Raw genomic sequence first — 14395 nt, forward strand, 5'->3', positions numbered from 1 at the left:
CGGCTGAAGCTGATGCCCTGGCCGACACCCGACACCACAGCGCCGGCGATCAGGCCCGCCAGAGACGAAAAGTGCAGGGCGACGGCGAGTATCACCATGCCGACCACCAGGATCGCGCAGCCGATCGCGACGGCGCGCTGCGTTGGCATCCGACGGGCGGACAGTTGCGCGACCGCCGACGCGGCGAAGATCGAACACGCCACCGCGCCCGCGACGGCGTGGTTGTCGATGCCGATGACCTCCGCGACGAACGACGGCGCGACCGCGGTGAACAGGCCCGTCACGGCGAAGCCCGCGAATGCTGCGGTGGCCCCGGTGATGAAGACCTGCCGCACCTCGGCGGGCACCGACAGCCGCTGGAAGCCGATGCGGCCGGTCCGCGCCGACGTCTCGGGCGCCAACAGCACCGCGCCGATGGCCAGCACGACCAGCACGATGTGCACCACGAACGACAACTGCAGCGGGTGCGGCGCGTACTCGACCAGCACCCCGGCCAGCAGTGGGCCCGCGCCCAACCCGCCGATGTTGGCGATCGTCGCGACGACGGCGGCGCGGTCGCGCTGCGCGGGTGGGGCGGCCTCGACGACGGCAGCGGTTGCGGTGCCGGTGAAGATGCCCGCCGACAGGCCGGACAACAGTCGCGCGACCAGTAGCAGCGCGACGTCGTCGGCGAACAGGAACACCACCGCACTGGCGAGGGCGAACGCAGCACCGGCGAGGAGCACCGGCCGTCGGCCGATCGCGTCCGACCAGCGCCCGAACAGCAGCAGCGCGCCCAACACCCCGACGGCGTACGTGGCGAAGATCACCGTCGTGGTGAACACGGCGAAGTGCATGTGGTTGGCGTACAGCGCGTACATCGGCGTCGGCAGGGTGGTGCCCACCATGATCACGGCGAATGCGTACGCGAGCAGGGCGAACCCGTAGCGGCGGGGTCGGTCGGCGGGTGTCACGCGTTGAGTGTCGGGCACGTCCGGTGTAAACGTCGACAGGACGCCCCGACTTCCCCGACGGCCTGCCCGGCTAGTGTGCGACCGCCTTCTCCGCTCCGATGCCGGTCAGCGAGCGCACCTCCATCTCGGCGGCGAGTTCTGGATCCTCGTCATCGGGAGACGACAGCGTGCCGAGGATGCCAAGGATGAAGGCCAGCGGAATCGACACGATGCCAGGGTTGGCCAGCGGGAACCAGGCGAAGTCCAGGCTGGGCAGCATCGCGGTCTTCGCGCCCGACACCGCGGGGGAGAAGACGATCAGCACGATCGTCGAGATCAGGCCGCCGTACATGCTCCACAGCGCGCCGCGGGTGTTGAACCGGCGCCAGTACAGCGAGTACACGATGGTGGGCAGGTTGGCGGCCGCGGCGACCGCGAACGCCAACGCGACCAGGAACGCGATGTTCTGGCCGTTGGCAAGGATGCCGAGCCCGATCGCAAGGACGCCGATCACCACGACGGTGATGCGGGACACCCGCACCTGCTCCTCCTCGGTCACCTGGTGGCTCTTCAACACGCTTGCATAGATGTCGTGCGCGAACGACGTCGCCGCCGTGATGGTCAGGCCTGCGACCACGGCGAGGATCGTAGCGAACGCGACCGCCGAGATGACACCGAGCAGGACCACCCCGCCGAGGTGGAATGCCAACAGCGGTGCCGCTGAGTTCTGGGCGCCTGGCGCCGCCAGGATTTCGTCGGGGCCGACGAGGGCAGCGGCGCCGTAGCCCAGTGCCAGCGTGAACAGGTAGAAGGCACCAATGAGCACGATCGCCCACACCACCGAACGGCGGGCCTCCTTGGCGGTGGGCACCGTGTAGAAGCGCATCAGCACGTGCGGCAGGCCGGCGGTACCGAGCACCAGAGCGATCGCAAGCGAAATGAAGTTGATCTGCGAGGTCAGCGATGCGCCGTACTGGGCGCCGGGAGCCAGAATGTCGCGCTTGGCCACCGCCTCATTGGCGGACCCGGATACCGAGGACTGGGCGGCGCCGAGGATGTCGGAGAAGTTCATTCCGAACTTGGCGAGCACCATCACCGTCATCAATGCCGCACCCCCGATCAGCAGCACGGCCTTGATGATCTGCACCCAGGTGGTGCCCTTCATCCCTCCGATCAGCACGTAGACGATCATCAGCAGACCGACGACGGCGATGACCAGTGCCTGGCCGATGTCGCTCGATACGTTGAGCAGCAGGGCCACCAAACCCCCTGCGCCTGCCATCTGCGCCAGTAGGTAGAACAGGCATACGGCAAGGGTGGTGGTCGCTGCAGCCATCCGTACCGGCCGCTGCTTGAGCCGGAAACTCAGCACGTCGGCCATGGTGAATTTGCCTGCGTTGCGGAGCAATTCGGCGACGAGCAGCAAGGCGACCAGCCACGCGACCAGGAAGCCGATCGAGTACAGAAAGCCGTCGTAGCCGTATACCGCGATGGCGCCTGCGATGCCGAGAAAGCTGGCGGCGGACAGGTAGTCACCGGATATCGCGATGCCGTTCTGCGGTCCGGTGAACGAACGCCCCGCGGTGAAGAATTCGGCTGCGGTGGCGTTCTTCTTGCTGGCGCGGATCACGATGTAGAGCGTGACGGCAACGAAGAGGATGAAGATGCCGATGTTGGCGGCGGGATTTCCGATGGTGGCGCCGTCGGCGGCGAGGAGTTTCATGCTGCAGTGCCTTCGAACTCGGAGCGGATTGCCGCGGCCCGTGGATCGAGCTCACGGTTGGCGAACCGGACGTAGATGCCGGTGATGATGAAGGTCGACAGGAACTGGCCAAGGCCGACGAGCAGGCCGACGTTGATGTTGCCCCAGACCTTGATGGCCATGAAGTCGTGGGCGAACGCGCCAAGCATCACGTAGGCGGCGTACCAGATCAGAAACACCGCGCTCATCGGGAAAACGAAGCGGCGCAATCTGCTTCGCAGCTCCTGAAACTCGGGGCTGGCCTGGATTTCTTCGAAGTCAATGCCGCTGGCGGCGGCTGCGCGGGGTGGAAGGTCGGTTTCGGGCACGGTCACTCCTGATCTCGACGGTGAACTCGCTCTGCGGCGAACTTAATTGAGATGTATGTCACATACCCCGACTTCCCGGTGCTTACACGGCGAAGTCCTCGAGTGTTGCGGTGAACGGTCGATCGGCGGCGATGAGCGGTTGCCCGCCCGACGGTCCGGCTAGTCGCCAGGGAGTCTCTCCACGCCCATCCCCAGCCGCTCGGGCACGTGCATCTGCGCAAAGATCCTCGCCACGTCGGGCGGCCTGGTCGATGCCGTGACACGGCTGACCACGACCATCGTCAGGAACGCCAGAGGAACGGTGACCGCGGCGGGGTAGCCGACGACGATGGCAGGCCAGCCGCCGAGCAGGCGTTCGTCGACGCCACCCGTGATCGCCAATGTCGTTGCCACTCCAGATGACACGCCGCCCACCGCCAGTCCGCACGCTGCGCCGACGCTGGTCAGTCCCCGCCACCAGATGCCCAGCACCAACAGCGGACACAGTGTGGACGCGGCGACCGCGAACGCGAGGCCGACGCTGCGGGACAGCTCCAGCGACGATGCGAGCAGTGCCAGCGGGATCGGCACCATGCCGCCGACGAGTGCGGCCACCCGGAAGTCGCGGACGCGGCCGCGCAGCACGTCGGTCGACAGCGCGCCCGCGATGCTGACCAGCAGGCCCGACGACGTCGCCAGGAACGCGGCGATGGCGCCTGCCGCGACGAGTGCGGCCAAGCCGGCGCCACCCATGCCGCCGATCGCGGCGCTGGGCAGCAGCAGCACTGCGGCGTCAGCGGTGCCCGTGATCAGGAGCTGCGGCACGAACTGTCTGGCGAACACGCCGAGGAGCGTGGGGAACAGATAGAACAGCGAGAGCAGCACGATGACCGCCAGCGCGGTGCGCCGTGCCGCGTGGGCGTCGGGATTGGTGTAGAAGCGGACCAAGACGTGCGGCAGACCCATGGTGCCAAGGAACGTGGCGACGATGATCGAAAGAACTTGGTAGGACGGGTGATCCCCGCCCAAGCCGCCGCCGGACGCGATCCAGTCGTCACCTGAGCTCGGTGCACCGGCGACCACGGGTGTCGCCGACCCGGCGGCCAGCGTCAGCGTCGTGCCCTTTTGGAGTGAGTACCGGCCGGGGGCGCGGAACGGCGCACCGTCGACGCGCTGCCCGTCGACAGTGCCGACCACCGTGATCCCGGCCGGTTCGGCGACCTGCACCACCACGTCGGTCTCGATGGTGACGGTGGTCTGCTGGTGCACGGTCGGCGGCAGCGGCCCTGCCAGATCGGTGCCGTCGCGCAGAAACACCGTGAGCAGGGCCAACGCTGGCACGGCGATCGCCGTGAGCTTCAGCCAGTACTGGAAGGCCTGAACGAACGTGATCGACCGCATGCCGCCACCGACCACGTTGACGATCACGATGGCGCCGACGGCTACCGGTCCCACCCAAACCGGAAGCCCCAGAAGTGTCTTGAGGGCCAGTCCGGCGCCCTGATACTGCGGGACGAGGTAGAACACGCAGATGACCACCACGACCAGCATCGCGACCTTGCGCAGTCGGGCCGAGGCCAGCCGGAACTCAGCGAAGTCGGGCACCGTGTATGCGCCGGAGCGGCGCAGCGGCGCGGCCACGAACAGCAAGAGCCCGAGATAGCCTGCAGTGAAGCCGACCGGATACCACAGCGCATCGGCGCCATACTTGGCGATCAGCCCGGCAACGCCGAGAAACGATGCTGCCGAGAGGTATTCACCCGAGACGGCCGCGGCATTCCACTGCGGCCCGATGCTGCGCGACGCGACCAGGAAGTCGGACGTATTGCGGGACAGTCGTATTCCGTAGATGCCGATGGCGATCGTGGCAGCCGCGGCGGCGATCAGAGCGGCGGCGGTCAACGGTGCGCCGGTCATCAGGGCTCGCCGTCAACGACGCGGACGAAGTCCCGCTCACTCTGTTCGGCCAAGCGCACGTACAGTCGTCCGACGCCATACATCACCGGATAGACCACGGCTGCCAGGAGCAACCAGCTGAGCCGGATGCCGAACACCGTCACGGCGGCGACCCCGGGAAAGAGGCCGATCAGCAACGGAACGGCGGCGACCGAGGCCACCACGACCGCGGCCAGTCGCAGCGCCAGTCCGAGTTGGGCGCGCACCAGTCCGCGCACGAAAGCGTCGCCGACCTGAGTCTGTTCCTGGACCTCCGCACGCGTGCGCACGATCCTCGCGCCCCGACGGTGGGAGAGCACCACGCGCTCGCGTTGCGGACGTCCGCTAGTCATCTCCGCCTCCTGCGGGACGGAGATTGCGCATCGGGTCGCGGACCAACCGGTCCCGAAGCTCACGCGCCTGCCGGCGGCTGACCGGCAGCTCCACGGCGGGGGACGCGCCGTTCGCGCGCAGGCGGACCAGCACGGCACCGTCGGTGGTGCGCAGCCCGACGACGATGCGCAACGCCACCAGGTAGGAGCGGTGGATGCGTTGGAAACCTCTTTCCCGCCACCGAGATTCGAGGGCGCTCAGGGGTATCCGCACCAGGTGTGCACCGGATGTGGAATGCAGCCGCGCGTAGTCGCCTTCGGCCTCCACCCAGCCGATGCTGTCCCTCGGCACCAGGTGGGTGATACCGCCGAGCTCGGCGGGGATGACGTCGGCGTCCTGGTCGCCGTCCTCCTCGGCACGTCCGGTGTCGTTGCGTGCGGTGTCTGCGCGCGCGGCAAGCACCCGGCGCACCGCTTCGTCGAGCCGGCTCGCCCGGATGGGTTTGAGTAGGTAGTCGACCGCGCCGACGTCGAATGCGGCGACCGCCCTGTCGTCATGTGCCGTCACGAACACCACGGCGGGACGGTAGGAGAAGTTCGTCAGCACGCCCGCCAGCTCGAGACCGCTCAGGCCCGGCATGTTGATGTCGAGGAATACCGCGTCAATCGTGCGCCGGTTCAGTTCTCGCAGTGCCGACGTCGCGTCGCCGGCCCGACTCACTTCTGCGATGTCGGGATGCTCGCTCAGCAGAAACGCCAGCTCGTCGAGGGCAGGCGCCTCGTCGTCGACGGCGAGCACCACGAGGGTCCCGCTCGACGTCTTGCTCAACTGAATGCACCTCCGCCGGCCCGGACACCCGATCGGAACTTCGGGACCCGCATGATGACCTTGGTGCCCGCGTCCATCGCCGTCTCGACCACCAGACCGTAGTCGTTGCCGAATGCCGCGCGCAGACGGTGATCCACGTTCGTGAGGCCGACGTGGGCTGAATGGCTGGGCGCGTCCGGGGTTACGTCGGCCAGTGCGTCGGCGGGGCCCGATCGCAGGGCGTCGGGATCCATGCCAACGCCGTCATCCTCGACGGTGACGACGCAATCGGTGCCGTCGTCTCGCGCGACGATCTCGACGGTGCCTCCGCCCCGTCCCGCGAATCCGTGCCGGACCGCGTTCTCCACCAACGGCTGCAGTGCGAGGAAGGGCACGACGACGTTGAGCATCTCCGGCGCGACCTGCAGCCTGACCGTCAACGCGTTGCCGAAACGGGCCCGTTCGAGAGTCAGGTAGCGGTCGATGTTGCCCAGTTCCTCGGAGAGAGTGGTGTATTGGCCCGCCGCGCGGAAGGAGTAGCGGGTGAAGTCGGCGAACTCGAGGATCAGCTCCCTGGCCCGGTCGGGATCGGTGCGCACGAACGACGCGATGGTGTTGAGCGCGTTGTAGATGAAGTGTGGGCTGATCTGGGCGCGCAGTGCCAACACCTCGGCACGATCCAGCCGGGCCCTTGAGGCGTCGAGGTCCGCCAGCTCGAGTTGACTGGCCGCGTAGCGGGCGACCTCGCCGATGGCACCCAACATGCCCGGCGCTGGCTCGCGAGAGGTCACCGCGACGAGCACGCCAAGTACGTCACCGTCGTCGGTGAGGAGGGGTTGCGCGACCATCGCGCTCGCGCGGTGCGTCGACATGATGCGCCGCTGCCCGGTGAGCGCCTCCTTGGCGGCGTGCTCGGCCGCCGACAGGGCGTCCGGTGTCCACGTCGACCGGTCGGAGGGATCGCGGGCCGACCGCTGGCCGGATTCGTCGAACAAGACGACGGCATCGGCGCCGGTGAGTCGACGGAGGAACGGCACGGCCCGCTGCGCGGAGTCGGCGTCGAGGCCGTGGCGCAACGCGTGGGCGGCGAGCGACGCAGTGTGCAGCGCGGCGTGCACGGCTCGCTCGGTGGGGGTCGTGACGACCCGACGGGTACGCACCGCGATGACAGCGGCGGCCACAGTGGCCAGGATGAGCGCCGCCGCCAACCCAATCGCGATCTCGCCCGGCATATCACCTCACACGTTTTGGGCGGTTGTCCGTCACCTTAAACTGGTCCGATGGCGAAACTGCAGCTTGTGCAAGATCCGGCGGCCGATGAGCTGCTCGAGTCGAACCCCTTCGCGCTGCTGGCCGGGATGCTTCTCGACCAGCAGATTCCCATGGAAGTGGCGTTCGCCGGGCCGAAGAAGATCGCCGACCGGATGGGTGGGGTCGACGCCCGCGAGATCGCCGACTACGACCCCGACAAGTTCATCGCGCTGTGCTCGGAACGCCCTGCCGTGCACCGGTTTCCGGGTTCCATGGGCAAGCGGCTGCAGACCATGGCGCAGGCCATCGTCGACGACTACGACGGCAGCGCCGCCGCGTTGTGGACGGCAGGGGACCCGGACGGCCGCGAGGTGCTGCGTCGGCTGAAGGCGCTGCCGGGGTTCGGCGAGCAGAAGGCCAAGATCTTCCTGGCCCTGTTGGGCAAGCAGTACGGGGTGACGCCGACGGGTTGGCGCGAGGCCGCAGGCGACTACGGCAAGGCGGGCACGCACATGTCGGTCGCCGACGTCGTCGACGCGGGTTCCTTGGAGAAGGTGCGGTCGTACAAGAAGCAAGCCAAGGCGGCAGCGAAGGCGAAGGCCTGAGCCATGGATGAGGCGAAGGCGAAGGCCTAGAACGCCTCGCCGTCGAACCGCTCGCGGGTCGCGAACTCGGCGACTTGCCTCCGCTTGAGCTTGCTGACCTGATGCACGGCCTTACCGAGCGGCACCAGCGCGGCGATCGCGAACTCGTCGGGGATCTGCAGAAGCTCCTTCACCCGCGGCTCCTCGGCAACCGCCATCGTGTTGGTGACGCCGCCGAAGCCCTCGTTGCGCGCAGCCAGCATGACATTCCAGACGAACGGATAGACCGACGCGCCTGCGATCACACCGATCCGGTCGAGGTCCTGGTCCGTCGCGGCGACCACGCCGAGATCCACGCAGATCACCAGCACGACCGGTGCCTCTCGCAACGGGGCCGTCATTTGTGCCGGCGCTTCGGTGGCCGCGACCGTCTGTGCGTCGACCCCACACGGGTGCAACGGGTTCCACGGCGACTCGCCGTTGACCAGCTGTGCCGCATACCGGCGCGCGCCGGGGATCGACAGGTCGGCGAGCGCCTCGCGAGTCGAGCTGTCGCGGACCGCGATCACCCGCACGCCCTGCCGGTTGCCGCCGCTGGGCGCGAACCGGGCGTTGTCGAGGATCCGCTCGAGCACGTCGTCGGGCAGGGGGTCGCCGGTGAACTGTCGGACCGCCCCCGTCGTGCGCATAACGTCGTATAGCTCCATCCCTCCCATCATGCTGGTGGGAGCGTGGGTACATCTCGTGGGATCGTTGGTACATGGCGAAGACACATCTGAACTGCCCCTGCGGGGAGGCCATCACCGGCTCCGACGAGGACGATCTGGTCGAGAAGACTCAGACGCACCTCGCCGAGGCGCACCCTGGCCGCGAGTACGACCGCGAAATGATCCTGTTCATGGCCTACTGACGGGCGCAACTCGCCGTCACGGCACCACCGTCGAGCCGATGGTGGGCATGAACTGGCACTGCTTCTCGGTGGTCGAGACCTGACCGAAGATCGTCGACATGATGCTGCCCGAACCCGTGTCGACGATGGCGGTCAGCGTCGTCGGGCCGTCGGGGTTGATGTCGGACTGCGGCTTGAGCGTGGCGCCGCCCGACTTGCCCGTGGTCAGGTTGACCCAGGTGACGTTCAGCGGCAGCTTCTGCTCGGCGGCGGGGCCGGGCGTGCCGACCGCGGTGAACACGTAGGCGGTCTGGCCGGGACCCGGGCCCGGGTTCGGGATCTTCGCCGGGCCGGCCACCGAGATCGCCGTCGCCAGAACGTTTCCGCCGTCCTTCGTGCATCCGTTGCTGATCGACGGGTACATGAAGTCCTGCGTGACGGGGGCGTCAGGGCCGAAGCTCGGCGCAGGCGCAGGGCCGGGGGCGGCAGCGCCGTCGGGTGCCGGGGCGGGGACGGCTTCGGGAGCGGGCGCGGGGACGGCCTCCGGCGCGGGGACGGCTTCCGGCGCGGGAGCGGCCTCCGGCGCGGGAGCGGCCTCCGGCGCGGGAGCGGCGGGCGCGGCCTCCGGGGCGGGTGCCGCTGCAGGCGCGGCTTCGGGCACCGCATCGGGAGCCGGCCCGACGGCGTGCGCCGGGTCCACGCCCTGGGGCAGATGTGCCTCGACGCCCGGCACCGCACCCGCGGCGGGCACGTGCGCCACCTGGGGATCGGCGACGAACTGGTTGACCGCCGCAGCCACGTTCTTCGAGTCGGCGGGCGCCGCGCTGTTGCCCGCGAATGCCGCCGCGGCGGCCATCAGCATCGACGCCGCGTTCGTCGGATCGGCCGCCGCCTGCTGGATGGCCGGTCCGAGGCTCTGCATCGCCGGCAACCCCGGCGCCTGCAAACCGCTGATCGGCATCGGCAACGGCGGCGCCGGATCCGCGTGGGCGACCGGAAGGCCGCCCAGCGTCAGCGTGGCCGACGCACCGAGTGCGACGAGCAACGTCCTGGTCGATGACATGACTCTCCCCGTGGTTTCAGTGGTTCCTGCGGCGGCCTAGAGCGGCGTGGCTCAGGGCAGTGCAGAGGTCGGGAACATCATCGGCGGCAGCCCCAGACCGCTCGGTGCTGCGACTACAGGTGCCGCGACAGCCGGGAGGCTCGGAGTAACGGGCACCGCCGCCGGCGACTTCGGCAGCAGGTTGGCCAGCGGCGTGCCAGCGGGCATCAGCGAGGCCAGGTCGCCGGGGAAGTTGACCTGCTGCGGCAGCGGCAGTGGGTTCATCGGCACCTGCGGAAGCTGCACCTCGGCGGTCGGAACCAGACCCTGTGCCGCCGGAGCCACGGCGGCGGGAACGGCAGGCGCGCCGAGAGTGTTCAGCGGGGCCGCAGCAGCAGCCGGAGCCGCCGCCGGTGCTTGCGGCAGGGTGACGGACGCGGTCGCAGCAGGTGCAGCAGCGGCCGGGGTTGCGGCGGCCGCCGGAGCAGCCGTCCCCGAGAACATCGACGCCAGGCCCTGCAGCATCTGCGGAGCGCTCTGCAACATCTGCGGCGCGCTGCTGAGGAACGGCAGGCCCGACATGCCGGGAATCGCGGGCAGCGGCGGAGGCGCCGGGTCGGCCGTCGCAGGGGCGCTGAGGGCCAGGGCGACCGGAATCGCGCCCGCAGCCGCAATCATGCTGGTGGCGAACAGTTTTCTGGTGAAGTGCATGGTTCTCCCGATCCGTTGACGGCACGTCTGCAACCGAAGCTACGGAGTTACTGGAGTTACTCAAGTGACACGTGTGGCATTTATCCGACCGTTACGTACATGACGGCATACGGTGACCGATCGCTACAGTCGACGGATAGACGTCCAACCCGTCCCACCCGTCTCGAAACGGGCCGCGACCCGCCTGGCGACGATGGCTCCCTGGCTGCTCCTGACCAGCGTCGCCGCACGGTTCGCCTGGACGTACCTGGTGCCCAACGGCGCCAACTTCGTCGACCTGCACGTCTACGTCGGCGGGGCGGCCACCCTTGGCACCGACCACCCGCTCTACGACTACGTCTACGCCGACCAGACGCCCGACTTCCCGCTGCCCTTCACCTACCCGCCGTTCGCGGCCGTCCTGTTCGCACCGCTGCACCTTGTGCCGTTCGGACTGCTCGCCTTCGTCTGGCAGGTCGGGATCATCGTCGCCCTGTACGGCGTGGTGTGGGTCAGCCTGCGTCTGCTCGGCCGCGCCGACCACCGCCTGGCCATGCTGTGGACGGCGGTGGGCATCTGGACCGAGCCGCTGCGCAGCACCTTCGACTACGGCCAGATCAACGTCATCCTGGTGCTCGCCGTGCTCTGCGCGGTCTACAGCAGCCGGTGGTGGCTGTCCGGCCTGCTGGTCGGACTCGCGGCAGGAATCAAGCTGACGCCCGCGGTGTCGGGGCTCTACTTCCTCGGAGCCCGTCGCTGGGGCGCCGTGGTGTTCTCGGCGGTGGTGTTCTTCGCGACCATCGGCGTGTCGGTGCTGGTCCTCGGGGAGCAGGCGCGATTCTACTTCACCGACCTGCTCGGCGACGCCAGCCGGATCGGGCCCATCGGCACGTCGTTCAACCAGTCCTGGCGCGGCGGCATCTCCCGCATCCTCGGCCACGACGCCGGATACGGGCCGCTGGTGCTCGCCGCGGTGGCGGTCACGGCCGTGCTGGCGATTCTGGCGTGGCGTGCCGTCGGCGCCGACGATCGACTGGGGGCCATCGTCGTGGTGCAGGTGTTTGGGTTGCTGCTGTCACCGATCTCGTGGACCCACCACTGGGTGTGGTTGATCCCGTTGATGATTTGGCTGCTGCATGGGGCGCTGCGCGATCGCCGGGGGGCGCGCGTCCTGGGCTGGGGCTGGTTGATCCTGACCCTGATCGGCGTGCCGTGGCTGCTGAGCTTCGCCCAGCCGACGATCTGGCAGATCGAGCGGCCCTGGTATCTGGCCTGGGCCGGCCTGATCTACATCGTGGCGACGCTGGCGACGCTCGGCTGGATCGCCGCTAGCCGACGATCGAGTTGATGTCGCGCGCCATCGCCACGTCCTTGTCGGTGATACCGCCCTCCGAATGCGTGACGAGCGCGAAAGTCACTGTCCGCCAACGAATGTCGATGTCGGGGTGGTGATCCTCCTGCTCTGCGTGCTCGGCCACTCGGCGCACCGCGTCGATCCCGGCGAGAAACGCCGGAAACTTGATCGACCGGCGCAACGCGCCGTCGGAGCGTTCCCAGCCGTCGAGGTCGGGCAGTGCGGTGTCCACTTGTTCGTCCGTTAACACAGCCATCACCCGACGGTATACCGTCGCTGCCGTGCCGAACCAGATCGTGGTCGCCGGAGCGCTGATCTCCGTCGGCACGCTACTGGTGGCGCAACGCGCGCGGCCGCCGGAGCTGGCCGGGTTGTGGGAGCTGCCGGGCGGGAAGGTGGCGGCGGGGGAGACCGACGCCGCGGCGTTGGCGCGCGAACTCGAGGAAGAACTCGGGATCCAGGTCACCGTGGGCGCCCGGCTGGGTCACGACGTGGCGCTCGGCGCCGCCATGACGTTGCGCGCATATCTGATCACCCGCATGGGCGGCAGCGTGCAGCCTCGCGACCACCGCGCGCTGCGCTGGGTGACCGCCGAGGAGCTCGACGGCTTGGCGTGGGTGCCCGCCGACCGCGGCTGGGTGCCGGACCTGACCGCGGCGCTGCGCTCCGGCTAGGCCCGCACGGCACGCGTTCATCACGGGCCCCGCGAGTCGCCGGACCAACGGGTGCACTTCGTGTCCACCTACGAGCGACAATCGGCGCCTTCGGCTCGTAGACGGGCAAAGTCGTCGTTGCCTCGGGCGTTGACTCTGCGAGCAGGGTGCAAAAGTGTGAGTAACCCGCGCCATCCATGCAGAGTCGAGCGGGCCGGGCGGTGACCGTGCCCGACGAGGGGCGACCCGAAAGTCGCTCGTAGGTGGGCACCTTCAGCACCGCCCGAGCCAGGGACCGGTGGGACGGCTGTGGCGCACTTCGACGAGCCGCAGGCCAACACGCGGGTCACCGATCTGTCCCGATGCCTAGAGGTGGCAACAACTACGCAGGCGCCGGCATGTTGATCGAGTTGGCCTCGGGTGGTGAGGCGCTGCTATTGGCCGAGTCGATGACGGTGTCCGACTTCATCGGCCTGATGCGGGATTCGTCTGACCGCGTGGTGCACGGTCAGGGCAGGGTGATCGACGAGATCACCGAGGACCAGACGAAGTATTACGGCCTCGACGTACTACGCCCTGACCCTGGCGATTTCCCCCGAGCCGTCCGGCAACCGCCGCGTACTGGTGCTGCTGTCGACGCCGTAGCGCGGCTGGTCAGTATCGGAGGCGGTCGCCGACCACGCGCACCGGGCTGCGTCGGTGGCGGGCCGCGTACATCGGGTGCAGCAGGGCCGGATGGCGGCAGTGCGGGCAAGAGCCCTGCGCCTGGTTGGCCGACGAGAACGTCAGGTGGTGACATGCCGCACACCGCACGACGTAGAACGCGCCCATCCAGTTCAGCAGACCGACGTAGATCGCAACTGTCGTCGCAGTCGCAAGTACCACCACGAGTGCGATGGTTGCCACTTCGTAAAACGTCATGATGGATACCTCCAACCTCGAACGAACGTTTTTACGGTACGCCGATGTTCGTCGAGGTCGTCAGGACAATCGTGTGCGCTTGAACACCTTCACGAGGTCCTTGCCGCGCAGGCCGGATAGCTCGGCCTTGCGAACCTTGTGCAGGACCACCGGACACCGTTTGCACCGCGGCTTGCTGCGGCAGCACTTCTTCTTCGGCGTGATCCCGGCGAACGTGCTGGACTTCACATGACCCTTCCGTCGTTTTCGCGAATGGATGCCTGCGCTGCGACAATCTGGGTGTGGATTCGCGCCCGGACTTTCGCAACGTAGCCATCGTCGCCCACGTCGATCATGGCAAGACGACGCTCGTGGACGCGATGCTGCGTCAGTCCGGCGCGCTGACCCATCGCGGGGACGACACGGTCGAGCGCCTGATGGACTCCGGTGACCTGGAGAAGGAAAAGGGCATCACCATCCTGGCCAAGAACACCGCCGTGCACCGCCACCACCCGGACGGCGCCATGACGGTCATCAACGTCATCGACACCCCCGGCCACGCCGACTTCGGCGGCGAGGTCGAACGCGGCCTGTCCATGGTCGACGGCGTGCTGCTGCTCGTCGACGCCTCCGAGGGCCCGCTGCCACAGACCCGGTTCGTGCTGCGCAAGGCGTTGGCCGCACACCTGCCGGTGATCCTCGTGGTCAACAAGACCGATCGCCCCGACGCCCGGATCGCCGCCGTCGTCGAGGAGAGCCACGACCTGCTGCTGGACGTCGCCACCGATCTGGACGACGAAGCACAGAAGGCCGCCGAGAACGCGCTCGGCCTGCCGACGCTGTACGCCTCAGGGCGCGCCGGTATCGCCAGCACGGTCGAACCCGCCAACGGCGAGAACCCCGAAGGCGAGAACCTCGACCCGCTGTTCGACGTGCTGCTCGAGCACATCCCGCCGCCGCAGGGCGATCCCGAGGC

18 protein-coding genes are annotated in these 14395 nt (G+C 68.4%); 5 read left to right on the top strand and 13 right to left on the bottom strand.

Going from position 1 to position 14395, the window contains the following annotated elements; all coding sequences use genetic code 11:
- From QOC69_RS32475 to QOC69_RS32505, 7 genes are all read right to left on the bottom strand, one after another.
- Nucleotides 1-887, bottom strand: an 887-nt coding sequence (locus tag QOC69_RS32475) for an MFS transporter (protein WP_526446621.1), incomplete at its 3' end; no start/stop codon positions are given.
- 136 nt (nt 888-1023) lie between these two features.
- Nucleotides 1024-2655 carry a monocarboxylic acid transporter gene (locus QOC69_RS32480; protein WP_526446604.1) on the bottom strand — a complete coding sequence of 544 codons (1632 nt, stop codon included), beginning with the start codon at nt 2653-2655 and terminating at the stop codon, nt 1024-1026.
- On the bottom strand, nt 2652-3002 hold the full coding sequence (locus tag QOC69_RS32485) for a DUF485 domain-containing protein (RefSeq protein WP_526446605.1): 351 nt from the start codon (nt 3000-3002) through the stop codon (nt 2652-2654). The genes QOC69_RS32480 and QOC69_RS32485 overlap by 4 nt, the downstream gene beginning before the upstream one ends.
- Nucleotides 3003-3161: 159 nt before the next feature.
- Complete coding sequence (locus tag QOC69_RS32490) at nt 3162-4898, bottom strand: sodium/solute symporter (RefSeq protein WP_526446606.1); 1737 nt, start codon at nt 4896-4898, stop codon at nt 3162-3164.
- Nucleotides 4898-5269 (bottom strand): hypothetical protein, encoded by a 372-nt coding sequence (locus QOC69_RS32495; protein WP_526446607.1) that lies wholly within the window; start codon nt 5267-5269, stop codon nt 4898-4900. The genes QOC69_RS32490 and QOC69_RS32495 overlap by 1 nt, the downstream gene beginning before the upstream one ends.
- Nucleotides 5262-6077, bottom strand: coding sequence for a LytR/AlgR family response regulator transcription factor (locus QOC69_RS32500; RefSeq protein WP_526446608.1), 816 nt, complete (start codon nt 6075-6077; stop codon nt 5262-5264). The genes QOC69_RS32495 and QOC69_RS32500 overlap by 8 nt, the downstream gene beginning before the upstream one ends.
- A complete protein-coding gene (locus tag QOC69_RS32505; RefSeq protein WP_526446609.1) occupies nt 6074-7288 on the bottom strand; it encodes a sensor histidine kinase in 1215 nt (404 codons plus the stop codon). Before QOC69_RS32505 ends, QOC69_RS32500 begins: the two co-directional genes overlap by 4 nt.
- Nucleotides 7289-7336: 48 nt before the next feature.
- Here QOC69_RS32505 and QOC69_RS32510 point away from each other — a divergent pair, with 48 nt between their 5' ends.
- Nucleotides 7337-7912 (top strand): HhH-GPD-type base excision DNA repair protein, encoded by a 576-nt coding sequence (locus QOC69_RS32510; RefSeq protein WP_526446610.1) that lies wholly within the window; start codon nt 7337-7339, stop codon nt 7910-7912.
- Between the two features lie 26 nt (nt 7913-7938).
- Here the strand turns inward: QOC69_RS32510 and QOC69_RS32515 are convergent, their stop codons facing one another.
- Nucleotides 7939-8598 carry a nitroreductase family protein gene (locus QOC69_RS32515; RefSeq protein ID WP_526446611.1) on the bottom strand — a complete coding sequence of 220 codons (660 nt, stop codon included), beginning with the start codon at nt 8596-8598 and terminating at the stop codon, nt 7939-7941.
- 53 nt (nt 8599-8651) lie between these two features.
- On the opposite strand from QOC69_RS32515, the gene QOC69_RS32520 reads away from it, so the two are divergent.
- Nucleotides 8652-8801, top strand: coding sequence for a DUF1059 domain-containing protein (locus QOC69_RS32520; protein WP_526446612.1), 150 nt, complete (start codon nt 8652-8654; stop codon nt 8799-8801).
- A gap of 16 nt (nt 8802-8817) precedes the next feature.
- On the opposite strand, the gene QOC69_RS32525 is transcribed toward QOC69_RS32520, so the two are convergent.
- Both QOC69_RS32525 and QOC69_RS32530 read right to left on the bottom strand, forming a co-directional pair.
- Nucleotides 8818-9843 (bottom strand): Rv1157c family protein, encoded by a 1026-nt coding sequence (locus QOC69_RS32525; RefSeq protein ID WP_526446613.1) that lies wholly within the window; start codon nt 9841-9843, stop codon nt 8818-8820.
- 51 nt (nt 9844-9894) lie between these two features.
- Nucleotides 9895-10533, bottom strand: a complete 639-nt coding sequence (locus tag QOC69_RS32530) for a hypothetical protein (RefSeq protein WP_526446614.1) — start codon at nt 10531-10533, stop codon at nt 9895-9897.
- A gap of 193 nt (nt 10534-10726) precedes the next feature.
- On the opposite strand from QOC69_RS32530, the gene QOC69_RS32535 reads away from it, so the two are divergent.
- Nucleotides 10727-11860 carry a mannosyltransferase gene (locus QOC69_RS32535; protein WP_526446615.1) on the top strand — a complete coding sequence of 378 codons (1134 nt, stop codon included), beginning with the start codon at nt 10727-10729 and terminating at the stop codon, nt 11858-11860.
- Here the strand turns inward: QOC69_RS32535 and QOC69_RS32540 are convergent.
- Entirely contained in the window at nt 11841-12122 is a 282-nt protein-coding gene (locus QOC69_RS32540) for a 4a-hydroxytetrahydrobiopterin dehydratase (RefSeq protein WP_526446616.1), read from the bottom strand. The two genes, QOC69_RS32535 and QOC69_RS32540, sit on opposite strands and share 20 nt — an antisense overlap.
- Before the next feature lie 25 nt (nt 12123-12147).
- On the opposite strand from QOC69_RS32540, the gene QOC69_RS32545 reads away from it, so the two are divergent.
- Nucleotides 12148-12540 carry a (deoxy)nucleoside triphosphate pyrophosphohydrolase gene (locus tag QOC69_RS32545; RefSeq protein WP_526446617.1) on the top strand — a complete coding sequence of 131 codons (393 nt, stop codon included), beginning with the start codon at nt 12148-12150 and terminating at the stop codon, nt 12538-12540.
- Nucleotides 12541-13173: 633 nt separating this feature from the next.
- Here QOC69_RS32545 and QOC69_RS32550 read toward each other — a convergent pair.
- Together QOC69_RS32550 and QOC69_RS32555 are read right to left on the bottom strand one after the other, a co-directional pair.
- Nucleotides 13174-13440, bottom strand: a complete 267-nt coding sequence (locus QOC69_RS32550) for a hypothetical protein (RefSeq protein ID WP_526446618.1) — start codon at nt 13438-13440, stop codon at nt 13174-13176.
- Between the two features lie 60 nt (nt 13441-13500).
- On the bottom strand, nt 13501-13668 hold the full coding sequence (locus QOC69_RS32555) for a hypothetical protein (protein ID WP_526446619.1): 168 nt from the start codon (nt 13666-13668) through the stop codon (nt 13501-13503).
- Between the two features lie 53 nt (nt 13669-13721).
- On the opposite strand from QOC69_RS32555, the gene QOC69_RS32560 reads away from it, so the two are divergent.
- Nucleotides 13722-14395: GTP-binding protein (locus QOC69_RS32560; protein ID WP_526446620.1), on the top strand; the 674-nt coding region annotated here is incomplete at its 3' end.

Origin of the sequence: Mycobacterium sp. (assembly GCF_032162105.1) — a bacterium.
GTDB lineage: Bacteria > Actinomycetota > Actinomycetes > Mycobacteriales > Mycobacteriaceae > Mycobacterium.

Bases quoted from the DNA above. Each gene is read 5' to 3' on its own strand.
- QOC69_RS32550 (WP_526446618.1), bottom strand. From the start codon at position 13,440: ATGACGTTTTACGAAGTGGCAACCATCGCACTCGTGGTGGTACTTGCG.
- QOC69_RS32535 (WP_526446615.1), top strand. From the start codon at position 10,727: ATGGCTCCCTGGCTGCTCCTGACCAGCGTCGCCGCACGGTTCGCCTGG.
- QOC69_RS32525 (WP_526446613.1), bottom strand. From the start codon at position 9,843: ATGTCATCGACCAGGACGTTGCTCGTCGCACTCGGTGCGTCGGCCACG.
- QOC69_RS32540 (WP_526446616.1), bottom strand. From the start codon at position 12,122: ATGGCTGTGTTAACGGACGAACAAGTGGACACCGCACTGCCCGACCTC.
- QOC69_RS32480 (WP_526446604.1), bottom strand. From the start codon at position 2,655: ATGAAACTCCTCGCCGCCGACGGCGCCACCATCGGAAATCCCGCCGCC.
- QOC69_RS32510 (WP_526446610.1), top strand. From the start codon at position 7,337: ATGGCGAAACTGCAGCTTGTGCAAGATCCGGCGGCCGATGAGCTGCTC.
- QOC69_RS32530 (WP_526446614.1), bottom strand. From the start codon at position 10,533: ATGCACTTCACCAGAAAACTGTTCGCCACCAGCATGATTGCGGCTGCG.
- QOC69_RS32515 (WP_526446611.1), bottom strand. From the start codon at position 8,598: ATGGAGCTATACGACGTTATGCGCACGACGGGGGCGGTCCGACAGTTC.
- QOC69_RS32490 (WP_526446606.1), bottom strand. From the start codon at position 4,898: ATGACCGGCGCACCGTTGACCGCCGCCGCTCTGATCGCCGCCGCGGCT.
- QOC69_RS32495 (WP_526446607.1), bottom strand. From the start codon at position 5,269: ATGACTAGCGGACGTCCGCAACGCGAGCGCGTGGTGCTCTCCCACCGT.
- QOC69_RS32520 (WP_526446612.1), top strand. From the start codon at position 8,652: ATGGCGAAGACACATCTGAACTGCCCCTGCGGGGAGGCCATCACCGGC.
- QOC69_RS32505 (WP_526446609.1), bottom strand. From the start codon at position 7,288: ATGCCGGGCGAGATCGCGATTGGGTTGGCGGCGGCGCTCATCCTGGCC.